Source organism: Thermoleptolyngbya oregonensis NK1-22 (assembly GCF_032705245.1).
GTDB lineage: Bacteria > Cyanobacteriota > Cyanobacteriia > Elainellales > Elainellaceae > Thermoleptolyngbya > Thermoleptolyngbya sichuanensis.
Map to the genome: position 1 here is coordinate 3,399,229 of NZ_CP053540.1, position 23,531 is coordinate 3,422,759.

The following is a 23,531-nucleotide window of genomic DNA, read 5'->3' on the forward strand; positions in this document are numbered from 1 at the left end:
TAGGGGGATCTAAAGTACTGGCTCGACCGAAGTCTTAGCCACCATTGCTGCGGGCGAGGACGCGCTCAGCGACTTTATCGGGCACTTCTTGCAGGTGGTCGAACTGCCAGCGGAAGAAGCCGACCCCCATGGTGAGCGATCGCAATTCGACAATTAGATCATGCATTTCCGCTTGGGGCAGGTAAGCCGACACCTCATCCCAGCCGCGCCAGTTGCTCTTGGCATCGTAGCCCAGCACCTGACCGCGCCGCCCGCTCACCAGCCGCAGCACCTTGGAGGTGAACTCGCTGGGAATGGAAATGGCGATCGCCAAAATCGGCTCTAGCAACTGCGGTTCGCACTTGGGCAGTCCCTCCTGCATGGCCAGCCGCGCCGCCTGCTTAAATGCCTGTTCTGAACTATCGACGCTGTGGTAGGAGCCGTTCGTCAGCGTCACCGCCACATCCACCACCGGGAAGCCCAGCGGCCCGTGGGCGAGGTATTCCCGCACGCCAATTTCCACGCCGGGGATGTACTGCCGGGGCACTACGCCGCCCACAATTGTTTCGCTAAACTGGAAGCCCTCACCCCGCGCCAGCGGCTGGATGTCGATATACACATCGCCAAACTGACCATGGCCACCGGTCTGGTGTTTGTAGCGGCCGTGGACATTCTTGCCGGGGCGGCGGATCGTTTCCTTGTAGGGAATTTGCGGCAGGTGCGTACTCATGGGCAGGCTGTATTTGCGGCGCAGGCGATCAAGCGCCACCTTCAGGTGAATGTCGCCCTGGCCCCAGAGGATTACTTCCCGTGTGTCGCCGTGCTGCTCCCAATAGAGCGATGGGTCTTCTTCCAGCAGTTTCGTCAGGGCGCTGCTCAGCTTCACTTCGTCGTTGCGGTTTTCGGCGGTGAGGGCGAGGGCATACACCGGGGCGATCGCCTCTGCCTTGGGCAATGCATCGACCGCGACCCCATTGGCGCTCAGCGTATCACCCGTTTTCACCCCTTCCATCCGCGCCAGCGCCACCACGCAGCCCGCATAGGCCCGCTGCACGCTCTGCTGCTGCTGCCCCATCAGGCGATACATGCCGCCCATCCGCACGCCGTTTAGCGTCATGCCGTCCGTCAGCATTCCGCGCCAGACGCGCACCAGCGACAGCTTGCCGCCCTGGGGCGTGTAGTAGGTCTTTAGCACCTGGGCTAGCGGCTCGTCGCCCGCCGGAATGCCGCGATGTTCTGCCATGACGCTGGGTTCAGGACACTCCCGCAGCAGCGCCGCCAGCAGCGGCCGCACGCCAAAATCTTTCTCGGCCACGCCGATGAACACGGGCACAATCAGGTCTGCGCCCAGTTCCATTTTCAAATCGGTGATAATTTCCTCTTCTGGCGGCTCAATTTCTTCCAGCAGTTCCTCCAGCAGGTGATCGTCAAAATCCGCCAGCGTTTCCAGCATTTCGACGCGGGCGGCGTGTTCAGCCTCGCGCAGTTCCTCCGGCAGCGGCACCGGATCGGCAGGCGCACCCGGATGATAGTGATACGCCTGCTCCGTCACCAAGTCGATAAAGCCCTGCAAGGTTTCGCCCTGGCCGATGGGATATTGATGCAGCACCAGCGGACGGCTCGACACCTGCTTCAGCGCGTTCAGGATGTCGGCAAAGCTGTCGTTGGCTCGATCCATCTTGTTGATAAAGACCAAGTGGGGGATTTCCCAGTCGTCGAGGAATTGGAACAGCGGAGCCAGCGTCAGCACTCGCGCCTGATCTGGCTCGCAAACCACCACGGCGGCATCTACGCCCATCAGCGCGTTGCAGGTTTCCTGAGCAAATTCCACCGAGCCAGGGCTATCGAGAAAGGTAAACAAAATGCCGCCCTGCTGAGTGCTGGCGGCATTAATTTCAACGGTCATCTGGCGATCGCGGGCTTCGGGTGATGCATCCCCGATCGTGTTTTTATCATTCACGCTGCCCTTGCGGGAAATGGCTCCAGTGACAAACAGCAAGCTTTCCAGAAGCGTCGTTTTGCCGCTGAGATAGGGCCCCACGATCGCCACGGTTCTAGTACGGCTTTCTGCATTTGTGCTAACAGTTTCAGACATGGAAAATTCCTCCTGATATTTCAGCTTGATGACTCACCCTGATAGGGTTCAAGCAGTTGAAACCAGAGGATTTCTGCCGATGCGGTTAAGAAGGTTTGAAACGACGGGCCGGGCGTTTTACTCGGTCATCTGAAGCGCTCTAGTCTCGATCAATCTCTCGATGATTTGAATCTCGATGATTTGAATCTCGATGATTTGAATCTCGATGATTTGAATCTCGATGATTTGAATCTCGATGATTTGAATCAGAGATAATCAAGAATCAACCGTTCCCACAGGTTTTTCAAACGGCACTTCATGTATTAAGAAGCGGTATAAAACGACTCATGCTTGTGTAGAGAAGCATGAGGGCGATCGCCCCATGTCAACTGAACCGACTCCAAAGACTTTGCTGGTATTTCGCAGGTGGATTAAGGCAGGAATCCTTAGATATGACCAGAGATACGACCAGATATGACCTGATCTGATTTGAGCTTAATTTGAGCTTAAATGAGTAGAGAGTTACTGATCCCAACTGCATTAGCTTCAGATTAACCTGACCATAATCTACGGAGGATCTCCAGTTAAAAAAATTCACCGATGGTAACAGTTTGCATTAGTGTACGTCATCGGTTCAGACTAGAAATCTCAAGAGATAGGCAATATCGCGCCCGACTCAACAAACCGCGTTAAGGGCTAATCAGAAGCTAGCACCCTACTCAATGCCCTCATTCACAGGGAAGCGATCAATCAGGGCGATCGCCCGTCGAGCATTATCCCGCAAGCTAGACGGCAGGTACGGCACATGGGGAAGTTGCGACATAAAATCCAGCGTCCGCCGCAGCACGCGAACGATATCACCCTCATCCAGGCTGGTATTGGCGCACAGTTCTGGCCATTCCACCCCCAGCGCCCACTGCTCCACCAGTGGAATAAAGTCATATTCCATCCACACAGGCAGCGCCACCTGATACTGGTGCTGGAGCTTGAACAACTGGCGGCGCGTGCTGCGGAGTCCTTCCAGCGCCGACTCTACCCTGGCAGACACCTGATAGCTCGTCCACACATCAGGGCGAGACACCTCCGTCGTCAGCGCCGCGCAGACGGTCACCAGTTCATGGGGATCGAGGTCGTCTAGTTCACCCGATGCCATCGCCAGCCCCAGCCACAGTTCATTATCGCCCCGGATGGCGGCGGCAATCTGTCCCAATTCCGTTGGCACCACGCCATCCAGACAGCCAAACCGCCGCAAGATTTCCATCAGGTTGACAAATTCCTGCCAGTAGCGATGGGTGTGGCGCTCTAGCTTGGCGCGGCGATCGCCCAGTTCCTCCAGCAGCCGCTCGACCTGCTTGCGCCGCTTCAAAATTTGTCCCGGATTGCCAAACTGACGCGCCGGGTGTCGCTGTAGCTCTAGGTCTAGCTCTCGCACCTTTGCCTGCTGCTCGACCACTTCGGGAGCCTGCTCGGTCGGGGCGGGGATGGGGGGAATCTGCTGGGCGATCGCCGCCGATTCTTCTGAGCCAGAGCGAACCTGACCAGGCTTTGGCGGCAATTCTGGCGGCACGGTTAAATGATCTACCTGCGCCATGCGGGGCAGCTCGGCATGAAGACCCACCACGTCGTTTGCCGTCACTACGCGCCAGCGGTTGTCTTGCCCCAGGCAAACAAAATAGGGCAACTGCCCACCCCCCTGTGCCTTGGCCACCAGCACCGCAGGCAAGGGCTTGGCAACGGGTACGTATTTCCCTTTGAGTGAGAGAATACTTCCGGCGATCGCAAACGGCAGCGCCGCGTGCATGTCCTTCACTTGCAACTCTTGCGCCTGCTGCTGGAGATATTTCAAAATGCGGCGCTCTTCTTTGATCCGGTCGTGCAGCTTTTCGTAGCTGTTGAGAATTTCGGCATCGACATGGGCGATCTGGGCCTGCTGCTGCTCGACTTCGGCCTCCAGATCGGCGATCGCCAATTGCTGCGGACGCAGATACAGCGTAGATAGATACTGCCCAAAGCTGCGCTCTATCAAATCCCGCGCTTCCTCCTCCGAGTGCGTTTGCAGCAGATTCAGCACCATGCCGTAGCTGGGGGTAAACTGGCTCACCAGTGGATCTGCGCCCTGCGTCGCCAGATACGCCGCCTCCGTAGCTCCTTCAAAGGGCGTTTGCACCGTCACCACATAGCCCCGGTCGTCCATGCCGCGCCGCCCGGCCCGCCCCGCCATCTGCAAAAATTCTGAGGCCGTTAGCAGGCGATGCCCCCGATCCGTCCGCTTTGACAGGCTGGAAATGACCGTGGTGCGGGCGGGCATGTTGATTCCAGCAGCCAGCGTTTCGGTCGCAAACACAACCTTAATCAGCCCCCGCTGAAACAGTTCCTCCACCAGCACCTTCCAAGCCGGGAGAATGCCTGCGTGGTGCGCCGCGATGCCTCGATACAGCGGCTCGATCTGGCTGGCGCGGACGGCCTCTGGGTTGCGCTCCAGAAACAGGTCGATGAAGGTTTTTAGCTGAGCTTGCTCAGCCTCATTCACCAGCGACAGGGTTTCGATTTCCTGCACTGCTTGGTCGCAGCCCCGGCGGCTAAAGATGAAGTAAATGGCTGGCAGCATATCGCGCTGCTGAAGCTGGCTAACCAAAAAAGAAATTTTGGTTGGCTCTTGCCGTACCCTGGGCTGTTTGCCGCGTTTTTTCTTGAAGCGGGGGTTGACAGCGGTTTTTTCGTCATTGAGCAGGGGAAACAGACCCTTGGGCGACCCAAAGTAAAACTCTAGGGGCACGGGGCGAAAGTCCGAGTAGATCAGCGCGGTGGGGCCGTGAACCCGGTCGATCCAGTCGGTGAGTTGGTCGCTGTTGGCGACGGTGGCAGATAGCGCCACCAACTGCACCTCTTTGGGGCAATAGATGATGGATTCTTCCCAGACCGTGCCCCGCTGGCGATCGTTCATGTAGTGGCACTCGTCCAGCACGACCGCATCTACACCCTCAAGCGACGTGCCCACTTCGCCGATGGGCGTGCCGTAGAGCATGTTGCGAAAGATTTCGGTCGTCATCACCAGAATTGGCGCGTCGCGATTGATCGACACATCGCCTGTGAGCAAGCCAATATTTTGCTCCCCAAAGCGATCGCGGAAATCGCGCAATTTCTGGTTTGACAGGGCTTTGAGCGGGGTGGTGTAGAACACGCGCCGGGGGCACAGTCTGCTGCCTTGAGCGGCTAGTTCTTCGTTCTGCTTCAGCGCTCGAATAATGGCGTATTCCCCGATCAGCGTTTTGCCTGAACCCGTCGGCGCACAGACCACCACAGATTTTCCGGCATCTAGGGCGGCGATCGCCTCCCGTTGAAAGGCATCCAGCTCAAATGGGAATACTTGATTTAAATCGAGCTGAAACGGGGCAGAAGAAACATCCACGGGTTTTGCCTGGGAACGTAGGGTGGGTCTAGGATGGGAAACAATTGTATCGGCTATTTCATCGAACGGTTCCAGTGTTTCGGAGAAATTGTGGATTTGCCCAACTTCAACCGGATCTGGACAAGCTTTCTCAGCAATTCAGGAAACAGGGATCACCAGGACAGGGTGAGCATTGGTCGGGGTGCTGCTATTGAACGAGCAGGGGTTCGCCTACCCAAAGACCAGACGAGCAGTCAGACGGACAACCATCCAATGTTGCTCCCTCTGGAATGGCTCCCTCTGGGACGACTCCCTCTGGCATCACTGCCCCAAGGTGGCTTCTACCACCAGCGCGATCGCCCCTCATTAAGGCTGAAATTGTTCAGCCTAATGGCTTAAATCGAACGGCGAAATCATAATTGCGTGACCAAAGTGCGTGACCAAAGTGCGTGACCTAAAGTGCGTAATCAAAGTGCGTCATCAACAGGCCCGTTCAAGCATTGCACTCCATCCTATTTCCCAATTCTGCCATTCCCGACAAGATACCGTGCTGCGTGCAGGCTTTAGAACCCTGCTGGCTTGCACTAGAAGGATAAGCACTAGGAGGGTAAAGACAGGGTGAAAGCCTTCAGGGAAAGTTCACGACCATGCAGTATGATGACCCACTTAGGTAAAGGCACAGGGGTTGCTGGCGCAGAGCTAGCGTTAAAACGGCTGGATAGACGAGTCCTGACTGACGTAGGGACAAGTCTAAAACCAGCAGGTGACTGGAGTCTGCAAAGGATGTGTCCAGGGGTGCATTTCAGGGCGATCGCCCAAAGTGTCACTGCTGGAGATGCGGTTCTCCCTTTTGCGGTTGATGCTATGGTTATCACGGGGATTGCCCTGTAATTCTGACTACATCTTCAGTCCAGCGCGATCTGCCGGATCGCTGAAGTGGGGTTCTGGTTTGTGAAACAATGTCTCCAAGAAACGATGCCTCAAGGTCTTTGCAGCGCCCCACCCTGCCCCCCAACGAGGACATCTCGCCAAATTGCCCTGTCGTCTACCTGCATCACCCCTTTCACCCACTTTTCTTCGCCTGCAATCCTGCTGACTCAACTGGCTATTTTGCCCAATTCGGTGCTAAACAGGTGCCACCCAGCGCAATCTACTGCGTCGTTTCACCCGTTTCACCCGTTTCACAATGTCAGCTCGCGATGTCATCTCACGATGTCAGCAGCCTAACCCCTTTTCGAGTCGTGTTGAAACACGCTCGGCCCAGGCGAACGACTCTCCAGAAGCGAGGCAGTTTGCGCCAGGGCATCTCGCCTTAGCCGTCAGGCGGTAAAGCGTTAAAGGTAAAGCGTTAAAGTTGGCGTAACATTCTCTTGGCAATGTCCCCTTAGCAACGTCCTCTTGGCAACGTCCCGAACTCAGAACTCAAACGTTCACCAAAGGAAAAGCTGCCTGAAACGACTTCTAAGACGACTTCCAAAAGCCGCCAGAAAAAACGCCCCCAAATGCTGCCACGAAATTTCCAAAAATGCCTATAGTCGCCGGATACACGCCCCTATCATGCTCCATTGGTTAAAACCGCCCGCTAAACTGCCGTTCGCGATTCAGCGCTTGCCGCTGGTGAAGACGGTTTGGGATCGGATTTTGCCAGGAGTATTGGCGGGGCTACTGGTGCTGGGGCTGATTCATCTGGGCCTGGTGCAGTCTCTAGAACATTTGGGATACAACGCCCTCTTCTCGCTGCGTGGCCCTATTCCCTGGAGCAGGGATATCGTGGTGGTCGAAATTGACGAAGAAAGCCAGCGGAGCGCCGGGCAAACCGTTTGGACGCGCGATCGCTACGCAGACCTGATTAACCAGCTCAGCCCTGCCCAGCCCAGCGTCATCGTCCTCAACCCGCTCTTGTCAGAAAATGACCCCCAGGACATGGCTCTGGTGGCGGCGATGGGAGAATCTGGAAAAGTTGTGCTGGGTCAGTCCTGGTCTGATACCGACTCGGCGATCGTGCCCGCTTTGCCCCTACGAGCCGTTGCGGTTGATATCGGACACGTCTTTTCGCGGGAAGACCTGGATGGATTGGTGCGCCAGATTCGCCTGCGACGCTATGGGGTGCCAGCGCTGTCGCTCGTGGCGGCCAATCTCCACCTGCGCCCGCTGGGAGAACGAATTATCGTGGAGAATCCCAATCAGGAACTCTGGATTAACTGGCCCGCTGCTGCCCGCGAATTGACTCACTACTCCTACGCAGATGTAATGCGCGGGCAGGTGCCGCTCCAGTTTTTCCGAGACAAGATTGTGCTGGTGGGCATTACTACCTCCCCGATGAACTCGCTGCAAACGCCGTTTGACCGGGCCGTTCCGGTCAGCGATATGTACCTGCAAGCGGCCGCGATTAGCAACCTGCTTCAGCAGAATGACCTGCGACGGCTGGGCAACGGCTGGCAGGGATTGCTGCTGCTGCTGTTGGGTGGGCCGGTGCTGAGCTTTGGGCTGATGGGGTGGTCGTTTGAGCGGCGGCTGATGGCGTGGCTGGGGCTGTGTTTGGGTTGGCTGGGGCTGTCGGTGCTGTTGTTTCATTACCAGTATTGGATTCCGGTGGCGATGCCCGTGCTGCTGGTGACGCTGACGGGGGCGGCGGTGGCGCTGCGGGAACAGTCGCGAACCAACCTGCTGCTGCGCCAGAGTGAGGAACGCTATGCCCTGGCAGTGCAGGGATCGAACGAGGGTCTGTGGGACTGGAACCTGATGACTAATCAGGTTTACTATTCCCCACGCTGGAAGGAAATGCTGGGCTGGGAGGAGTCGGAGGTGGGCGATCGCCTTGAGGAATGGTACGAGCGGGTGCATCCCGATGACCTAGATTCGCTCAAGGCCGCCCTTCAAGAGCATCTCGACGGATACACGGCCCATTTCGAGCATGAGCATCGCATGATTCATCGCGAGGGCAGCTATCGCTGGATGCTGACGCGGGGTGTGGCGATCAAGCATCGCGACGGTACGGCCTATCGGATGGCGGGTTCCCAAAGCGACATCACCCAGCGCAAAGAGGCCGAAGACCAGCTTTGGCACAACGCCTACTACGACGACTTGACTGGGCTGCCCAACCGGGCCTTTTTCTTGGATCGACTGCGGCAGGCGATCGCCTTTTCCCAGGAATATCCGCTCTGTTTTCATGCCGTCCTGCTGATTGACCTGGATCGGTTTCAGGTGGTCAACAACAGCCTGGGGAACAGCGTTGGCGACCAGCTTTTGATTGCCACGGCGCATCGCCTGAAGGGGTTTTTGCCCAGCGAAGCCGTGGTGTCTCGGCTGCCGGGGGATGAGTTTGCTATCCTGCTGCCCAACATTGAAGACGAGCGCGAAGCCACCCGCACTGCCGAGCAGCTTCAGCAAATCTTGGCCCGGCCATTCAACGTTGGCGACCAAGAGGTTTACATCACCATCAGTATCGGCATTGCCATTAGCTCTGCCCGCTATACCCAGGCGGAGCATATGCTGCAAGATGCCGACACAGCGCTGCATCACGCCAAGGCCAGCGGCAAGGCTCGCCACCAGGTCTTTGACCCGGCCATGCACAACCGCATGTTGGCCCGGCTCAAGCTAGAAAATGACCTGCGGCGGGCGATCGCCCAAGAAGAGCGCTACGCCATGATCGGCGCAGACAACCCAGAACCGGAGCTATTTTTGCACTATCAGCCGCTAGTGCAACTCGACACTCGGCGCATTGTGGGCTTCGAGGCGCTGATCCGCTGGTATCACCCCAGCACAGGATTTTTGTCGCCGGGAAAATTCATTCCAATGGCAGAGGAAACCGGGCAGATTATCCCCCTGGGCTGGTGGATTTTGCGCCAGGCCTGCCGCCAGATGAACCGCTGGCAGATGCAGTTTCCCGACCTGCCGCCGCTGACGATCAACGTCAACCTCTCCAGCCGCCAGTTTTCCCTGCCCGACCTGACCCAGCAAATCCAAGGCATCCTCTACGAAACGGGGCTAGATGCCTCTAGCCTGAAGCTGGAAATTACGGAAGGCACGATTATGGAAAACGGTCGAGCCGTCATCGATATGCTCTATCAACTGCGATCGCTCGGCATCCAGCTTGCTATCGACGACTTTGGCACGGGCTATTCCTCCCTCAGCTACCTCTACCGTTTTCCCATCAACACGCTGAAAATCGACCGCTCCTTTATTACCAAGATGCATACCGATAAGGACAGCGCCGCCATTGTCCGCACGATTATCAATCTGGCCCATAGCCTGGGGCTGGATGTCACCGCTGAGGGGGTGGAAGATCCCGAACAGGTGACCCGCCTGAAAGAGATGAACTGCGAATGCGGTCAAGGATTTTTGTTTAGCAAGGCGATCGATGCAGAAGCAGCAGAGGCATTGCTCAGCCAAACGGAGCTAATTCAGGACTTTACGTAATCTTGACTTGGAAACCCGTAAAATTCCGGTCAACCCTCACCGAAACTTTACTGAATGGTCTAGCCAGCATAAGGGCGCGATCGCAATACTAGAGATACCACTGAAAGTCTTGCTGGATTGCCGAACTGGATCTCCTGCACCCTGGCGGGCTGGGGGCGATCGCCAGCTTTTCCGTCCTTTTTATCCTTTATCAACCCATGCTGACCTGGAAAATTGTCAAGCGCATCGGCTACTCGGCTGTCACCTCGGCAGCGATCCTGATCGCCTCGCCCAGCCTTACGCCCGCCCAAACGGTGACCGGGCAGAATGTGTCGAATGTAACCGCCGTCAGCGCTGCCTCTCCGCTGCTGCAACCTGCCTACATTCTCGGCACGGGCGACGAACTGAGCATTGCCGTCTATGGGTATGACGAATACACCCTGACTACTTCGATCCTGCCAGATGGCACCATCACCCTGCCGCTGATTGGGCCAATTCAGGCAGCGGGTAAGACTACCGAGCAATTCAAGCAAGACCTAACCGAGCGGCTGCGGGCAATCTTGGTCAATCCAGCAGCCACAGTGACCGTGCTAACTCCGCGCCCGATCGTGGTCAACGTCGCTGGCGAAGTGATGCGTCCTGGCCCTGTGCGAGGAACAGACCTGCAAGGCACGCCCACACTCAGCGCCGCGCTGATCTCGGCAGGGGGCGTTACGCGCAATGCCGATATTCGCCAAGTCTATCTGCGTCGCGTTGGCCCCAACGGCGGCACTCAGTCCTACACGATCAACCTGTGGGACGCGATTAGCAGCGACAACGCCTCTGCCGACCTGTTGATTCAAGATGGCGACAGCATTTACATTCCCCCACTAGGTCAGGGCGAAGTTTTGGATCGTCGATTGTTAGCCCGCTCTAGCTTCTCGCCTGCGACGGTGCGGGTGCGCGTGGTGGGCGAAGTGACCAAGCCGGGTGAAGTGCAGGTGCCGCCCGGTAGTTCGGTGTCTAGCGCCGTGGCGATCGCCGGAGGCCCGACGGAAGATGCCCGTCTCAGCCGCGTCGCCTTTATCCGCATGAACGAGCAGGGGGCTGTCGAGCGACATATGCTCGACCTGCGGAACCTCAGCGATGCCAACGAAATTCAGGATGGCGATGTGGTCATCGTGCCCAGGCGGCGAGACACCAGCTTCTTGCAAATGGTGACTCGTGTCCTCAATCCGCTGGGTTCGCTTATCGGGATTCTGGATGGGGTGGATGGATTGCTCACGGGCAATGACTAACAGACCTGCAATCTGATCCCGCCCATTCTGGGTTAACCAAATCGGGAGGTTCCGCAACGACGGACTCTTCATAGCTCACTAAAAGATGAATCACTGGGAGGATACAGCTTCCCAGTGATTTATGTTTTGGGGCAGGCAAGTATAGTAGAAAAGCTGCGGTTTGAAACTGGGATGAGCCACTCGCGAGATGACGTGCCAGCAGAAGATGATGCCCAGGGGTGGCAGGGGACAGGGCGATCGCCCTCCCGTTCACCCTCCGATCGCCCCTCTTCATCCAGCGATGCCGAATGGGACGCAGCGCTGCGGGCAATGGGCGAGGAACCTGCACGGGCGATCGCCGACGCTTCTGATCCTTCGCCCGTGCAGGTGAATGTAGCTCCGGCTCCGCTCAAGCTGGTGGAAACGGCATTTTTGTCTAGCACGGCGGGGCTGCTGTGGCTGGTGAGCTACTATCTCAGCCTTGTGCCCTGGATGCGGATCGTGTTTCCGCTGCCGATCGCCCTGGTGTATTTGCGCTGGGGAGCGCGGGCCGCCTGGATGTCCCTGCTGGTGACGGGGCTATTGCTGTCGGTGTTGATGGGCCCATTTCTCAGCATTTTGTTCATCATTCCCTACGGACTGCTGGGCGTGCAGCTTGGCTTTTTGTGGCGGCGAGGCGCAGGTTGGCCAGTTTCCATTAGCATTGGCGCAGTGCTGGCGACGCTGGGCCTGTTTGCGCGAGTCGCTCTAACGTCTGCCTTCGTGGGCGAAGACCTGTGGGTTTATTTGACGCGGCGCATCGCCGATTTGCTGGAGTGGCTGGTGACGCGGCTGGTGGACTGGGGCGTGTTGGGGGTTGAGGCTCTAGGACAGATTAATCTGTCTGCGGTGCAGGCGCTGACGGTGGGGGCCTTTTTGCTGAGCGATCTGGTGTATGTGTTCACGATTCACTTGGCGGCCTGGCTCTTGCTGGGGCGGCTGGGCAACGCCATTCCGGAACCGCCGCGCTGGGTGCGGATTTTGTTAGAAGAAGAATAGCTGGAGAGCGCCCATTGCAGCGGCATTGCACCAGCTTGATACTAAGAATTGATATTGACGGAGTGTCCGGAATAGCCTATCGTGAGAGTGTAATACCCTGTAGTACGATGCCGACTCTGTTTCGCCTGGGCGATCGCCCGGATGACTTTGCGCCAACTGGGTCAGCAGGTTGTAGAGCCTATAGAGCGCGTATCGAGTAGCGCGTAGAGTGCAATTTGACGACCTGCGATGCGATCGCCTCTAGCCCCTGAATTCGTCGTTTTCGTTCAATTCGAGTCTCATCTGTCAGCAGTTGAGATCCATCCATTCAGCGCCACCTGTTAAACGCTACAGCACAGACAGTCGGTTCAAAATTGCTTGCAATATTTGCACTAAAGGACTTCCCAGAGAGTCGAGGTATTGTGCTGTCTGGCGCTATTTCCAGCACCGTGATTTGAAAGTTTTCGGCAGATAGTCGTAAATGATGCCCCCTAATATGACCCCTACTATGTTTCCCACCAAGCCTCCTACTACGCCTCCGATTACGCCCCCTATTTCGCTTTTTGAGAGCTTGTTAGACGGCGTTCTCATTGCAACGGAAACCGAGTTGATCGTTGCAAACGATGCCGCCCGACAGATTTGTGCGGTGCTGTGGCATCGGGCCCAGTCTGGGCGGCGATCGCCCATGCAAGTGCCGAGTGATATCTGGCAGGTGTGCCAGTTGGTCACGACTGGCCACGTTGACAAACTCACGGTTCAAGATGGCGAATATTTCGTGGAACCGCGCCAGCAAATTCGGATGCGATCGCACTGGATGACCCTAGCTGAGGGCGATCGCCCTTATCTGCTGGTGATTCTGGAAGACCAAGACAGTCTGCGCCGCCGAGCCGCCCGCGCCGAAGCCCGTCGCTTTCGCCTCACCCGACGCGAAACGGAAATTTGGGAACTGTACCGCGCTGGCCACAGCCGCCAGGAAATTGCCGACCTCTGCTACATCACGCTGGAAACCGTGAAAAAACACCTGAAAAGCGTCCGCGCCAAAATCGAACCCTGGGAAGCAGCAAGCTAATCTCAATTTTGGATTTTAGATTTTGGATTGCCAGTCATGCATCTGCGGGGCTTTTGGCAATTTCTCTCGTAGGGTGTATCCCACTTTTGTAACCCTCATCCTAAATCTCTCTCCCAAAGCGGGAGAGGGACTTCCAATCCGGCTCCCCTTCTCCCTTTTTGGGAGAAGGGGCTGGGGTTTTTGGGAGAAGGGGCTGGGGGATGAGGGCAAGCTTGCAGACCTGGGATGCACCCCTTTCGTAGGCCCTCAGAAACACTGATAGGAAAGAGTAAAAAGCCTCTGGCATATCTGGAGCTTTACGCCCTTTTGCAGACCAATCACCCACTGAAGCTTAACCCCAGCTTAACCCCGAAATTCACTGCGTAAAATCTGGAGGCAGAGCCGATAACTGCAATAGCTCTACCCAATCAACTCGGCATTTGGAATGATTTCGCGTCTGGATTGCGTCTTGCTCTATCGTCTGCCTGGATGCCGTTGCGATCGCCCTCAGGATTCTTTCAGGGGGCGCGATGGCGCACCGCTGAGCAAGGTGTTTTCGGCGGTGCGCTATTGCACCTGTACAATCCGCAGTGCTTTGCGCGACACCGCCGAACAGTTCCAGTTCGTTTCAGCAACCAATCTCCCGTGTGGCAACTTAGTTAAGCGCTCAGTTAAGCGCTCAATTCATGATTTTCCATCGTCCACACGCCCCATCCGGAGCAGCAGTTTGCATAGTGGCACAGTGCCACTTCTAAACAAATGATCGGTGGATTTCAATCGGGGTACAGCATTTTTGAAGCGGTGGGATGCCTCAATCGCACTCCGAAGCCCAAACGTGGGGCGATTCAGATAGCGCTCACCTAGCGAGAAAATGCTGCGACCTCAACGAATGACTCTGACGTTTGTGCTTTGCCCCAAAGCTCCACCAGAGCAATCAGCCAGGAACCTATGAATCAGGGAAACTGACTTTTTCATTCGCCGAGGCAAATGCAGTGTATTTTGGAAAGCCCCCATGAACAGCAACTTTTTACTGCAAGCGATTTTCGAGAGCTTTATCGATGGTGTGCTGATTGTGAGCGATCGCGGCGAGGTCATCTACGCCAATCGCTCAGCCCATGAAATTTGCCGAATGTTATCGCCTGACGGATTGAAAACTATGCGCTTGCCCAACCAGATCTGGCGCATTTGCCAAATGCTGGTGAATAACCGAGCGCTACATCAGGATACGACCGTGATTCTAGAAGACGAAATCCTCACCAGCAACAACAATCCTTTGCGAGTTCGGGTGGAGTGGATCTCGCTGGAATCAGTAGAACGGCCGTGCCTGCGCGTGACGATCGAGGATCGGATGCAGTCTGCCCGCAAACGGGCGATCGCCGAACGAGAGCGCTATGGACTGACGGAACGTGAGGCAGAGGTCTGGCTGTTGCGCCATCTAAACTGGACCTATAAGGCGATCGCCGCCAATCTGCACATCACCGTAGACACCGTGAAAAAGCATGTCCGCAATATCTACGCTAAGCGCGAAGCCTTCGAGTGGGCGCAAGAATAGCAGCGGACAGAATCCACTTCCGTAATCAAACCTTCCTGATGCGCCGGGTGCCCCTCAAAAGGCACCCGTTTCTTAATCAAAGCGTAGGCATTAACCCAAAATCTCAACTAACAGGCTTTGAAGCGCCGCCAGATCGTTGACTTGCAGTTTGCCTAATCTTCTAAGCACCAGTCCCTTCTCAAGGGTGGTGATCACTGGCTTAATGACAGACGGCTTGAGGAGTCCGGCTTGCTGCCATGCACCGATTAGCATCTCATCAACGGAAAGTGCTGGACTTATCTGACTGGTAACTGCCATCAAGATCAGGTCGAGGTTTCGACGATTGTAGTTCCTTGAACTGATGATGACAGCTGGACGTTTCTTGCTAGTTGTCTAGTCAGTAAAGGGAAATGGGACTAGCACAACCTCACCAAACTCATAGCTGGTCATATTCAGCGTCTAGCGGGTTGTCCCAAATGCGTCCGAAAGATGCCTCTGAACTACGACTGGCAGCATGAACCAGAGCCGCATCTCGGTTACGCAGCCACAAGAACTCGATGAAGTCTAGCACTTGCAGAACTTTTTCAGAGGGCAAACTGCGGAGTTTTTCGAGCAGTTCTTGCTCAATATCGGTGCTTAGCCTTTCTGAGTTCAGCGTGTCTGATTCTGGCATTATTGCCTCACCACTCTGTTTTTTTGATCCTAGTCTATTTAGCTAAATGGCTTGAACAGACAAAAAGTCAGAGCGCAATTGACTACCCTACTAAAAAGCAAGAGCCACCACACCCAGACGGAAGCTAACCCAAAAAAATGCCAGGAGGCGGACTTGAACCGCCGACACGAGGATTTTCAGTCCTCTGCTCTACCAACTGAGCTATCCCGGCAGATGAAGCTTCCTGAAGGCTTGGAGCAACCCAAACGCCTTTGGAAAACTTCAGCGCTTAATTAAGCTAACAGACTTTGAGAGATCTTGGCAACCCCTTTTGAAGGGCGATCGCCATTTTCTCTGTCTTTAACCCCCAGCACGGCTAGATGGGGCGTAGCCGAGTCACCTTTAGCGTAAACCGCCCACTGCCTTGGCCGCCGTAGGGACGCACCCGCAGAATGTAATTGCCGTCTTGAGTAATCCGCATAAACAGCAGCGAATTCGTGGTTCCATCGGGGCCGTCATCATTTTCGCCAATGGTGGTGCCGTCGGGCGCAATCAGCGTAATGATAGTATCGAATTCGTCGGAGATTAGATCCATCACCACTTGGTCGCCCTTTTGAAAAGTTACAACGTAATCGCGGGCAAAGCCCCCAAATCCAGTCGGAATATCCTTGTCCGAAAGGGTGTCCGTCACCTCGTTGCTGGAAGGCAGAGGGATGGGGTTATACATCGTCCTGCCTTGTTGGGTAGCGCTCTGGGCGTAGGCTGGTGTTCCCAGTCCGATCAGGAGAGAAGCCACAGACAGGAGTAAGGAGGCATTGAGCGAGCGAAAGTGCGTCATGAGAAATTAAGCTCTTAAAAGAGGGGGACAGGTAGCTAATGTGGATCTGGGCAAAACTGAAGGCGACTGAGATTTTGCCTCGGAAGAGTTTCGTTCATTATGCCCCAACTCTTTACACAAAGCGTCAGGTTTAACAACCCTGCAACAGTCAGGAAAGCACATCGTGAGGCATACAGGCAGAAGGGCGATCGCCCAGCCAGTCGCTCTATCAAAACCATCGATGCATGATCACCGATGCATGATCACAGACGCATTGCGGAAAGATGCATTGCGGAAAGATGCATTGTGGAAATATGCATTGTGGAAACCGAGCGCTACTGCGCCTGAATCAGGTAGCCGCAGCGATGTTCTCCATTGGCTAACCAGTGCGTCCGCTGAACGCGACAGTCTCCCAGCGCCATCTCAAACATTTCTAGCTCATGACCACACACGCTGGGAAACGACTCAGCAATGTGCGAAATAGCACAGTTATATTCCGTAATAATGAACTGCGGCTCCGCCCCGTCTTCAGGTTCAACAAAGTGCCACTCGGCCATGTAGCCTTCGGCTTTTCGCAGATCAACCAGCCGCATGACTCGCTCTTGCAGCGTGCCCGCACCGACCTGCTTGCGATATTCCAGGGCTTTTTGTTCCCACTGCTTGCGAAGAATAGACCCCATCTGGTCGGGGCCGACGGTTTCCGCCAGAGTTGTCAGCAAAGACACAGCAAACTCGTCGTAGCGCTCAGGCAGGCGATCGCGCCCCTCTCGACTCAGCCTATACAGATAGTTGGGGCGACCCATCCCTACCTGCATAGCCTCGTGTTCCACCAAACCCTCATCCGTCAGATCTTTTAGATGACGGCGTATCGCTTGGGGGCTGATTCCGAAATGCTCTGCCAAAGCCTGAGCGCTCACCTGCCCCTGCTTGGCGAGGTAATGCAGAATGTCTTGCTTGGTGGACGGTTGCTGAGTTGCGGTCATCGTCCCTCAAAAGCGTCAAAACGCCCTACAATTAACTTTGACAACTGAAGTGTTGCTAAAGTACCTTTACAATAGAACTAAAGCAACTCTCAAGTTGTTTTAATTATAGGCATGAATCGTTCGCGCTGTCGCCCTACTCATGGAAAAACCAACTCAGGCTTCGGAAAAGAATCTGGAACTCATGCGGAGCTTCGCAGAAAGCTACGCAAAGCGCACTGGCACCTACTTTTGCGTTGATCCAGGCGTTACGGCAGTGGTCATCGAAGGCCTCGCCAAGCACAAAGACGACCTAGGTGCGCCCCTCTGCCCCTGCCGCCACTACGAAGATAAAGAAGCCGAAGCGGCCGCAGCCTATTGGAACTGCCCCTGCGTCCCCATGCGCGAACGCAAAGAATGTCACTGTATGCTTTTTCTCACCCCCGACAACGACTTTGCAGGCGACAAGCAGGAAATTAGCCTCGACGAAATCCGCGGAGTTACAAGCCAGTACTAGAGGTCGAGTCTAGGGAACCAGAGCATCCATTGCAGAAGCATTTCATCACAGATGCATCTGGCTTATGCGGTTCCCTATTCCAACTGGTTCTCTCCTCCAAGCTGAATCTGAGTCAGTGCCCAATTCCTTCCCTTCGCGCCCAGTCCTCAATTCCAAACACCCAATCCCTTAACCCTCAAAATGTCTACCTCTGTCAAATCTCTTGTAAATCAGCCCTACAAATACGGCTTTGTCACCGAGATTGAGTCCGACACTATTCCGCGTGGGCTAAGCGAAGACGTGGTGCGGCTCATCTCTGCTAAAAAGAATGAGCCAGAATTCATGCTGGAGTTTCGCCTCAAGGCCTATCGCCAGTGGCTCAAAATGGAGGAACCCAACTGGGCTGCGGTGGGATATCCGCCGATCGACTATCAGAGCATCGTCTACTATTCCGCGCCCAAGCAGGCAAAAAAACTCAACAGCCTGGAAGACGTTGATCCAACCCTGCTGGAAACCTTTGAAAAGCTGGGCATTCCACTTTCGGAGCAGAAGCGGCTGTCTAACGTAGCGGTGGATGCCATCTTCGACAGCGTTTCGGTCGCCACGACCTTCCGCGAAAAGCTGGCGAAGGAGGGGGTCATCTTCTGCTCGATCTCGGAAGCGATGCGTGAGTATCCGGATCTGATTCAGAAGTACCTGGGCAGCGTTGTTCCGGTTGCAGACAATTACTTTGCTGCGCTCAATTCAGCGGTGTTTTCCGACGGGTCGTTCGTCTACATTCCAAAAGGCGTTCACTGTCCGATGGAGCTTTCGACCTACTTCCGGATTAACAATGGTGAATCCGGACAGTTCGAGCGGACGCTGATTGTTGCAGAAGAAGGCAGCTACGTTAGCTATCTAGAAGGCTGTACCGCGCCGATGTTCGATACGAACCAACTCCATGCCGCTGTGGTGGAATTAGTCGCACTAGATAATGCCGAAATCAAATATTCCACTGTGCAAAACTGGTACGCCGGAGACGAAAACGGCAAGGGCGGTATTTACAACTTTGTGACGAAGCGCGGCCTGTGTCAGGGCGTAAATTCCAAGATCTCGTGGACGCAAGTCGAAACGGGGTCTGCCATCACCTGGAAATATCCAAGCTGCGTGCTGGTGGGCGATAACTCCGTGGGCGAGTTCTACTCCGTTGCCCTGACCAACAATATGCAGCAAGCCGACACGGGAACCAAGATGGTGCATGTTGGCAAAAACACCCGCAGCACGATTATTTCCAAGGGCATTTCCGCAGGCAAGTCAAAAAACAGCTACCGCGGGCTGGTGAAGATTGGCCCCAAGGCAGACGGCGCACGCAACTATTCCCAGTGTGACTCGATGCTGATTGGCGATACTGCTGGCGCGAACACCTTCCCCTATATCCAGGTGCAAAATAACACGGCACGGGTGGAACACGAAGCGTCTACGTCCAAGATTGGCGAAGACCAATTGTTTTACTTGCAGCAGCGCGGCATTTCCGTCGAGGATGCCATCTCTATGATGATCAGCGGCTTCTGCAAGGACGTGTTTAACCAACTGCCGATGGAATTTGCAGTGGAGGCCGATCGCCTCTTGGCGCTAAAGCTCGAAGGCAGCGTTGGGTAGTTTAGGAGCCTGATGGAGTCATGGTGCAAACTCTCCAAGCTAGAGCAACTGACCTGCAAACGCTGACTCACAACTTTGGGTTGTCGTTAGTTGAGGATGAGTCATTTTTCTGGGAATGGAGAGTTGATTTACCAGAAATCACAGAATCTGAGCGGCAATTTCTAGATCGGGTGCGTGCAGGATATCTGAATCTGCTCGAAAGTCCTCCCTTTTTGGAGAGAGCGGTGCAGATGGCAGTGCTTGGGCCCATGCTCTTTTTGGCTGGCTTTTATCTACCCCCATTCCATATTCGGGCTGAGAAATCTGTAGAGATTTCGGCAGAAGATGACGGCTTAGTCGTCAAGGGACAAATTGATGTCTTACTGCTAAAGGAACAGTTTTGGACGCTGGTCATCGAGTCTAAAGAGTTTTCTTTTGCGCCCGAGGTAGGATTGGCGCAGCTTCTCACCTACATGCTGGCGAGTCCCAATTCCGATAGGCCGTGCTTTGGATTAATTGCGACAGGCGGTGCTTTTTTGTTTGTGAAGCTTGTCCGGTGTGGCGGTGTAGATTCTCCTGAAGAAAAACAGACTCAGTATGCGTTGTCTGACCAGTTTGCGACCCGAAACCGAGTCAATGGAATTTATGATGCTTACAAAGTTCTGAAGCGAATTGGACAACTCTGAATCGATATCTAAATCAATAGTCCATCGTCGATATCAGTATCAGTATTAGATCTGAATTAGATTTGAGTTAATAACTTTGAGTCGATAACTTTAAGTCAATAGCTTTGAGTCAACAACAGAGAGCGCAGCGTAAGAGAGGAAATCTAATCCATGATTGGTAGTAACGATGTGATTTTATCGGTGAAGGATCTCAGGGCTGAGGTGGACGGCACGGAGATCCTGAAGGGTGTGGATTTGGAAATTCGGGCGGGCGAAATTCATGCCATTATGGGGCTGAATGGCTCTGGAAAAAGCACCTTTTCTAAGGTGATTGCTGGACATCCGGACTATGAAGTAACGGGTGGCGAGGTGACTTACCTGGGGCAGAATTTGCTGGAGATGGAACCTGAAGCGCGATCGCGCTCTGGTATTTTCCTCGCTTTCCAGTATCCGCTGGAGATTCCCGGTGTGAGCAATCTAGACTTTTTGCGCGTCGCCTACAATGCCAAGCGCAAGCACCAGGGGCTAGAAGAACTGGATGCCTTTGATTTTGATGAACTGGTGCGCGAAAAGCTGGACGTGGTAAAGATGGACGCATCTTTTCTCAGCCGCAGCGTGAACGAGGGCTTTTCGGGTGGCGAGAAGAAGCGCAACGAAATCCTGCAAATGGCCCTGCTGGAGCCAAAGCTGGCGATTTTAGACGAAACGGATTCGGGACTGGACATTGACGCGCTGAAGGTGGTGGCAGATGGCGTAAACCAGCTTGCGAACGCTGAGAACGCCATGCTGGTGATCACGCACTATCAACGCCTGCTGAACTACATCGTGCCCGACTATGTGCATGTGATGGCGAATGGTCGAATTATCCGCACCGGCACGAAGGAACTGGCGCTGGAGCTAGAGGAGCGCGGCTATGAGTGGGTGCTGGAAGACGCGACGGTGAAGGCATAGGGGGCGATCGCACGATGACAGTCCAAGTTTCCCCAGAGGTGAATTCACCCATATCGCAAGCCGCTGCTCAGCGGGCCGAGTTCCTTCAGCACTTGCGGCAGTTGGCGCAGGCGATTCCGTCTCGGATTGCAGCCCTGAAGCCACTGCGCGATCGCGCTCTGGGTCAGCTTCAGGAGCAGGAGTTTCCGACTAGCCGCGATGAGGAATGGCGGTTCAACGACTTGTCGGCGCTGCTCAGCCTGAAGCTGACGACGGCCGAGACGAACCCCGTTGTTCGGCTAGATGACTTGGAAGCGTTTTTCATGCCGGAAACCGCCAGCCGTCGCTTGGTCTTCGTCAACGGCGTGTATTCCGAGAGCTTGTCGGCGCTGGGAGACTTGCCATCGGGCGTGACGGTGGCCAACTTGGCAGGGCTGGATGCTGCTTGGACAGAGCGACTCCAGCCTTATCTAGCGCAGCAGCCCAACGCCGAGGAGCTATTTACCACGCTGAACACCGCTGGCTTGAGCGATGTGGCGGTTGTGTTTGTGCCCAAGAACGTGGAAGCCGCCGAACCGATTCGGCTGTTGTTTGTCTCCACTGCGGCAGACCCGCCAATCTTCAGCCAGCCCCGCGTGCTGGTGGTCGCCGAGGCGAATAGCTCGATCACGCTGCTGGAAGATTATCTGGCGATCGCCGACGGAGCCGACGGATCTTACTTCGTCAACCCCGTCACCGAAATCTGGCTGGGCGACAACGCCTCGGTGAACCACACCCGCCTCCAGCGCGACAGCCGAACTGCGGTTCACATTGGCAAAACCGCCGTCTCCCTAAAGCGCAGCGCCCGATACACCTGCAATGCCCTCAGCCTGGGGGCGGCCCTGTCGCGCCATCATCTAGAGGTGCATCCCACGGGCGACCAGGCCGAGGTGACGCTGAACGGACTGACTGTGGCCACGGGCGACCAGGAAAGCGACCTGCATAGCGCGATCGCCCTCCGCCAGCCCCACTGCACCACGCGCCAGTTGCAGAAAAACATCGTGGGCGATCGCGCTCACGTTATCTTCAACGGTAAGGTATTCGTGCCGCAAGCCGCGCAGCTTACTGATGCTGGACAGCTTAACCGCAACTTGCTGCTGTCGTCCAAAGCGCGGATTGACACCAAGCCCCAGCTTGAAATCGTCGCCGACAACGTGAAATGCACCCACGGCGCAACCGTTAGCCAGCTTGAGGCCGACGAAGTATTTTACCTGCAAAGCCGGGGGATTGATGCCGCCAGCGCCCAGCGGTTGCTGATATACGCCTTTGCCTACGAAATTTTAGAGAAGATTCCCATTGCCTCGCTGCGGGAGTCGCTTGCCTCCTCACCCCTCTTTCGCCCAAACTCCTAGTTCCAGACCCCTAATCCCAAACCCCTGCCATGACCCTCGCCCAAGAACGCACCCTCGCTACCAAAGTCCGCGCCGACTTCCCCATCCTGCACCAGGACATTCACGGGAAGCCGCTGGTTTACTTTGACAACGCCGCCACGTCGCAAAAGCCGCTGGCGGTGCTGAATGCGCTGGAGGACTATTACAAACGCTATAACTCCAACGTGCATCGCGGCGTGCATACCCTCAGCGGGCTGGCCACCGATGCCTACGAGGGGGCGCGAGATAAGGTGCAGCGGTTTGTGAACGCCGCCCACCGCGAAGAAATCATCTACACGCGCAATGCCAGCGAAGCCATCAACCTCGTCGCCTACGCTTGGGGCATGAACACGCTGCAACCGGGAGACGAAATCATCCTGACGGTGATGGAACACCACAGCAACCTGATTCCCTGGCAACTGGTGGCGCAAAAGACCGGGGCAGTGCTGAAGTTTGTGCGGCTGACGGAGACGGAAGAGTTTGACTTTGAGCATTATCAATCGCTGCTGTCGGACAAAACCAGGCTAGTGTCGGTGGTGCATGTATCCAACACGCTGGGCTGCATCAACCCTGTGAGGGACATCGCCGCCGCTGCCCATCGGGTCGGCGCGAAGGTGCTAATCGATGCCTGCCAGAGCGTGCCCCACATGCCGATTGACGTGCAGGCGATGGATTGCGACTGGCTGGTGGCTTCGGGCCACAAGATGTGTGCGCCTACGGGCATTGGTTTCCTCTACGGCAAGAAAGAGGTGCTGCGGGCAATGCCGCCGTTTTTGGGGGGCGGCGAGATGATTGCCGATGTGTTCCTCGACCACGCCACCTATGCTGACATTCCCCACAAGTTCGAGGCGGGAACGCCAGCCATTGCAGAGGCGATCGCCCTCGGTGCGGCCGTCGATTACCTGAGCGCCATCGGCATGGACAAAATTCACGCCTACGAAGCCGACCTCACCGCCTACCTGTTCCAGCGGCTGGCAGAACTGCCCGAAGTCCGCGTCTACGGCCCCCGTCCCAATGCCCGTGGTGAAGGACGCGCTGCCCTGGCCGCCTTTACTACGGGCGCAGTGCATCCCCACGACCTGTCCACCATTCTCGACCAGGCAGGCATCGCCATCCGCGCCGGACACCACTGCACCCAGCCGCTGCACCGTGAGGTCAAAGCCCAGTCCACTGCCCGCGCCAGCCTTTACTTCTACAACACCAAGGAAGAAATCGACACCTTCATTGCGGCGCTGAAGGAGGCGATCGAGTTTTTTGGCAGTGTGTTTGGATAAGCCACTTTACCCTTACAATCT

The 23,531-nt window shown here is 55.7% G+C and carries 17 protein-coding genes and 1 tRNA gene; 11 read left to right on the forward strand and 7 right to left on the reverse strand.

The genetic code is table 11. The features are described from left to right. Window positions 1-34: 34 nt before the first annotated feature. Together HNI00_RS14400 and HNI00_RS14405 are read right to left on the reverse strand one after the other, a co-directional pair. A complete protein-coding gene (locus HNI00_RS14400) occupies window positions 35-2,074 on the reverse strand; it encodes an elongation factor G (RefSeq protein ID WP_316787300.1) in 2,040 nt (679 codons plus the stop codon). Window positions 2,075-2,768: 694 nt separating this feature from the next. Continuing rightward, window positions 2,769-5,462 (reverse strand): DEAD/DEAH box helicase, encoded by a 2,694-nt coding sequence (locus tag HNI00_RS14405; protein ID WP_316787302.1) that lies wholly within the window; start codon window positions 5,460-5,462, stop codon window positions 2,769-2,771. A gap of 1,536 nt (window positions 5,463-6,998) precedes the next feature. Between HNI00_RS14405 and HNI00_RS14410 the strand changes: the two genes are divergently transcribed. The 5 genes from HNI00_RS14410 to HNI00_RS14430 all read left to right on the forward strand — a co-directional run bounded on the left by HNI00_RS14410 (window position 6,999) and on the right by HNI00_RS14430 (window position 14,712). After that, window positions 6,999-9,860 (forward strand): EAL domain-containing protein, encoded by a 2,862-nt coding sequence (locus HNI00_RS14410; protein WP_316787304.1) that lies wholly within the window; start codon window positions 6,999-7,001, stop codon window positions 9,858-9,860. Window positions 9,861-10,057: 197 nt separating this feature from the next. After that, window positions 10,058-11,116 (forward strand): polysaccharide biosynthesis/export family protein, encoded by a 1,059-nt coding sequence (locus HNI00_RS14415; RefSeq protein ID WP_316787306.1) that lies wholly within the window; start codon window positions 10,058-10,060, stop codon window positions 11,114-11,116. 171 nt (window positions 11,117-11,287) lie between these two features. Then, the gene (locus tag HNI00_RS14420; RefSeq protein ID WP_316787308.1) at window positions 11,288-12,133 is read left to right on the forward strand and encodes a DUF2232 domain-containing protein; all 846 of its coding nucleotides are present in this window, start codon (window positions 11,288-11,290) and stop codon (window positions 12,131-12,133) included. A gap of 475 nt (window positions 12,134-12,608) precedes the next feature. Further along, window positions 12,609-13,181, forward strand: coding sequence for a helix-turn-helix transcriptional regulator (locus tag HNI00_RS14425; RefSeq protein ID WP_316787310.1), 573 nt, complete (start codon window positions 12,609-12,611; stop codon window positions 13,179-13,181). 991 nt (window positions 13,182-14,172) lie between these two features. Beyond that, on the forward strand, window positions 14,173-14,712 hold the full coding sequence (locus tag HNI00_RS14430; RefSeq protein WP_297080670.1) for a helix-turn-helix transcriptional regulator: 540 nt from the start codon (window positions 14,173-14,175) through the stop codon (window positions 14,710-14,712). Window positions 14,713-14,802: 90 nt separating this feature from the next. Here HNI00_RS14430 and HNI00_RS14435 read toward each other — a convergent pair whose 3' ends face one another. The 5 genes from HNI00_RS14435 to sufR form a co-directional block, all read right to left on the reverse strand. After that, window positions 14,803-15,057, reverse strand: coding sequence for a type II toxin-antitoxin system PemK/MazF family toxin (locus HNI00_RS14435; protein WP_420156364.1), 255 nt, complete (start codon window positions 15,055-15,057; stop codon window positions 14,803-14,805). Window positions 15,058-15,127: 70 nt separating this feature from the next. Next, entirely contained in the window at window positions 15,128-15,364 is a 237-nt protein-coding gene (locus tag HNI00_RS14440; protein WP_316787313.1) for a hypothetical protein, read from the reverse strand. 138 nt (window positions 15,365-15,502) lie between these two features. Further along, window positions 15,503-15,575: transfer RNA gene (locus HNI00_RS14445), tRNA-Phe, on the reverse strand. A gap of 144 nt (window positions 15,576-15,719) precedes the next feature. After that, window positions 15,720-16,181: a PPC domain-containing protein gene (locus HNI00_RS14450; RefSeq protein ID WP_316787315.1), complete on the reverse strand. Its 462-nt coding sequence runs from the start codon at window positions 16,179-16,181 to the stop codon at window positions 15,720-15,722. 314 nt (window positions 16,182-16,495) lie between these two features. Then, window positions 16,496-17,143 carry an iron-sulfur cluster biosynthesis transcriptional regulator SufR gene (sufR, locus tag HNI00_RS14455; protein ID WP_172355613.1) on the reverse strand — a complete coding sequence of 216 codons (648 nt, stop codon included), beginning with the start codon at window positions 17,141-17,143 and terminating at the stop codon, window positions 16,496-16,498. 139 nt (window positions 17,144-17,282) lie between these two features. On the opposite strand from sufR, the gene HNI00_RS14460 reads away from it, so the two are divergent. The 6 genes from HNI00_RS14460 (at window position 17,283) to HNI00_RS14485 (ending at window position 23,510) form a co-directional block, all read left to right on the forward strand. Beyond that, window positions 17,283-17,636, forward strand: a complete 354-nt coding sequence (locus tag HNI00_RS14460; RefSeq protein ID WP_277774012.1) for a ferredoxin-thioredoxin reductase catalytic domain-containing protein — start codon at window positions 17,283-17,285, stop codon at window positions 17,634-17,636. 180 nt (window positions 17,637-17,816) lie between these two features. Continuing rightward, window positions 17,817-19,253, forward strand: a complete 1,437-nt coding sequence (sufB, locus tag HNI00_RS14465; RefSeq protein ID WP_316787319.1) for a Fe-S cluster assembly protein SufB — start codon at window positions 17,817-17,819, stop codon at window positions 19,251-19,253. 20 nt (window positions 19,254-19,273) lie between these two features. Then, on the forward strand, window positions 19,274-19,918 hold the full coding sequence (locus HNI00_RS14470; RefSeq protein WP_316787321.1) for a restriction endonuclease subunit R: 645 nt from the start codon (window positions 19,274-19,276) through the stop codon (window positions 19,916-19,918). Window positions 19,919-20,068: 150 nt separating this feature from the next. Continuing rightward, complete coding sequence (sufC, locus tag HNI00_RS14475) at window positions 20,069-20,848, forward strand: Fe-S cluster assembly ATPase SufC (protein ID WP_316787323.1); 780 nt, start codon at window positions 20,069-20,071, stop codon at window positions 20,846-20,848. A gap of 14 nt (window positions 20,849-20,862) precedes the next feature. Next, window positions 20,863-22,218, forward strand: a complete 1,356-nt coding sequence (gene sufD / locus HNI00_RS14480) for a Fe-S cluster assembly protein SufD (RefSeq protein WP_316787325.1) — start codon at window positions 20,863-20,865, stop codon at window positions 22,216-22,218. A 29-nt stretch (window positions 22,219-22,247) separates the two neighbouring features. Then, window positions 22,248-23,510: a SufS family cysteine desulfurase gene (locus tag HNI00_RS14485; protein WP_316787327.1), complete on the forward strand. Its 1,263-nt coding sequence runs from the start codon at window positions 22,248-22,250 to the stop codon at window positions 23,508-23,510. The last annotated feature ends 21 nt before the right edge of the window (window positions 23,511-23,531 follow it).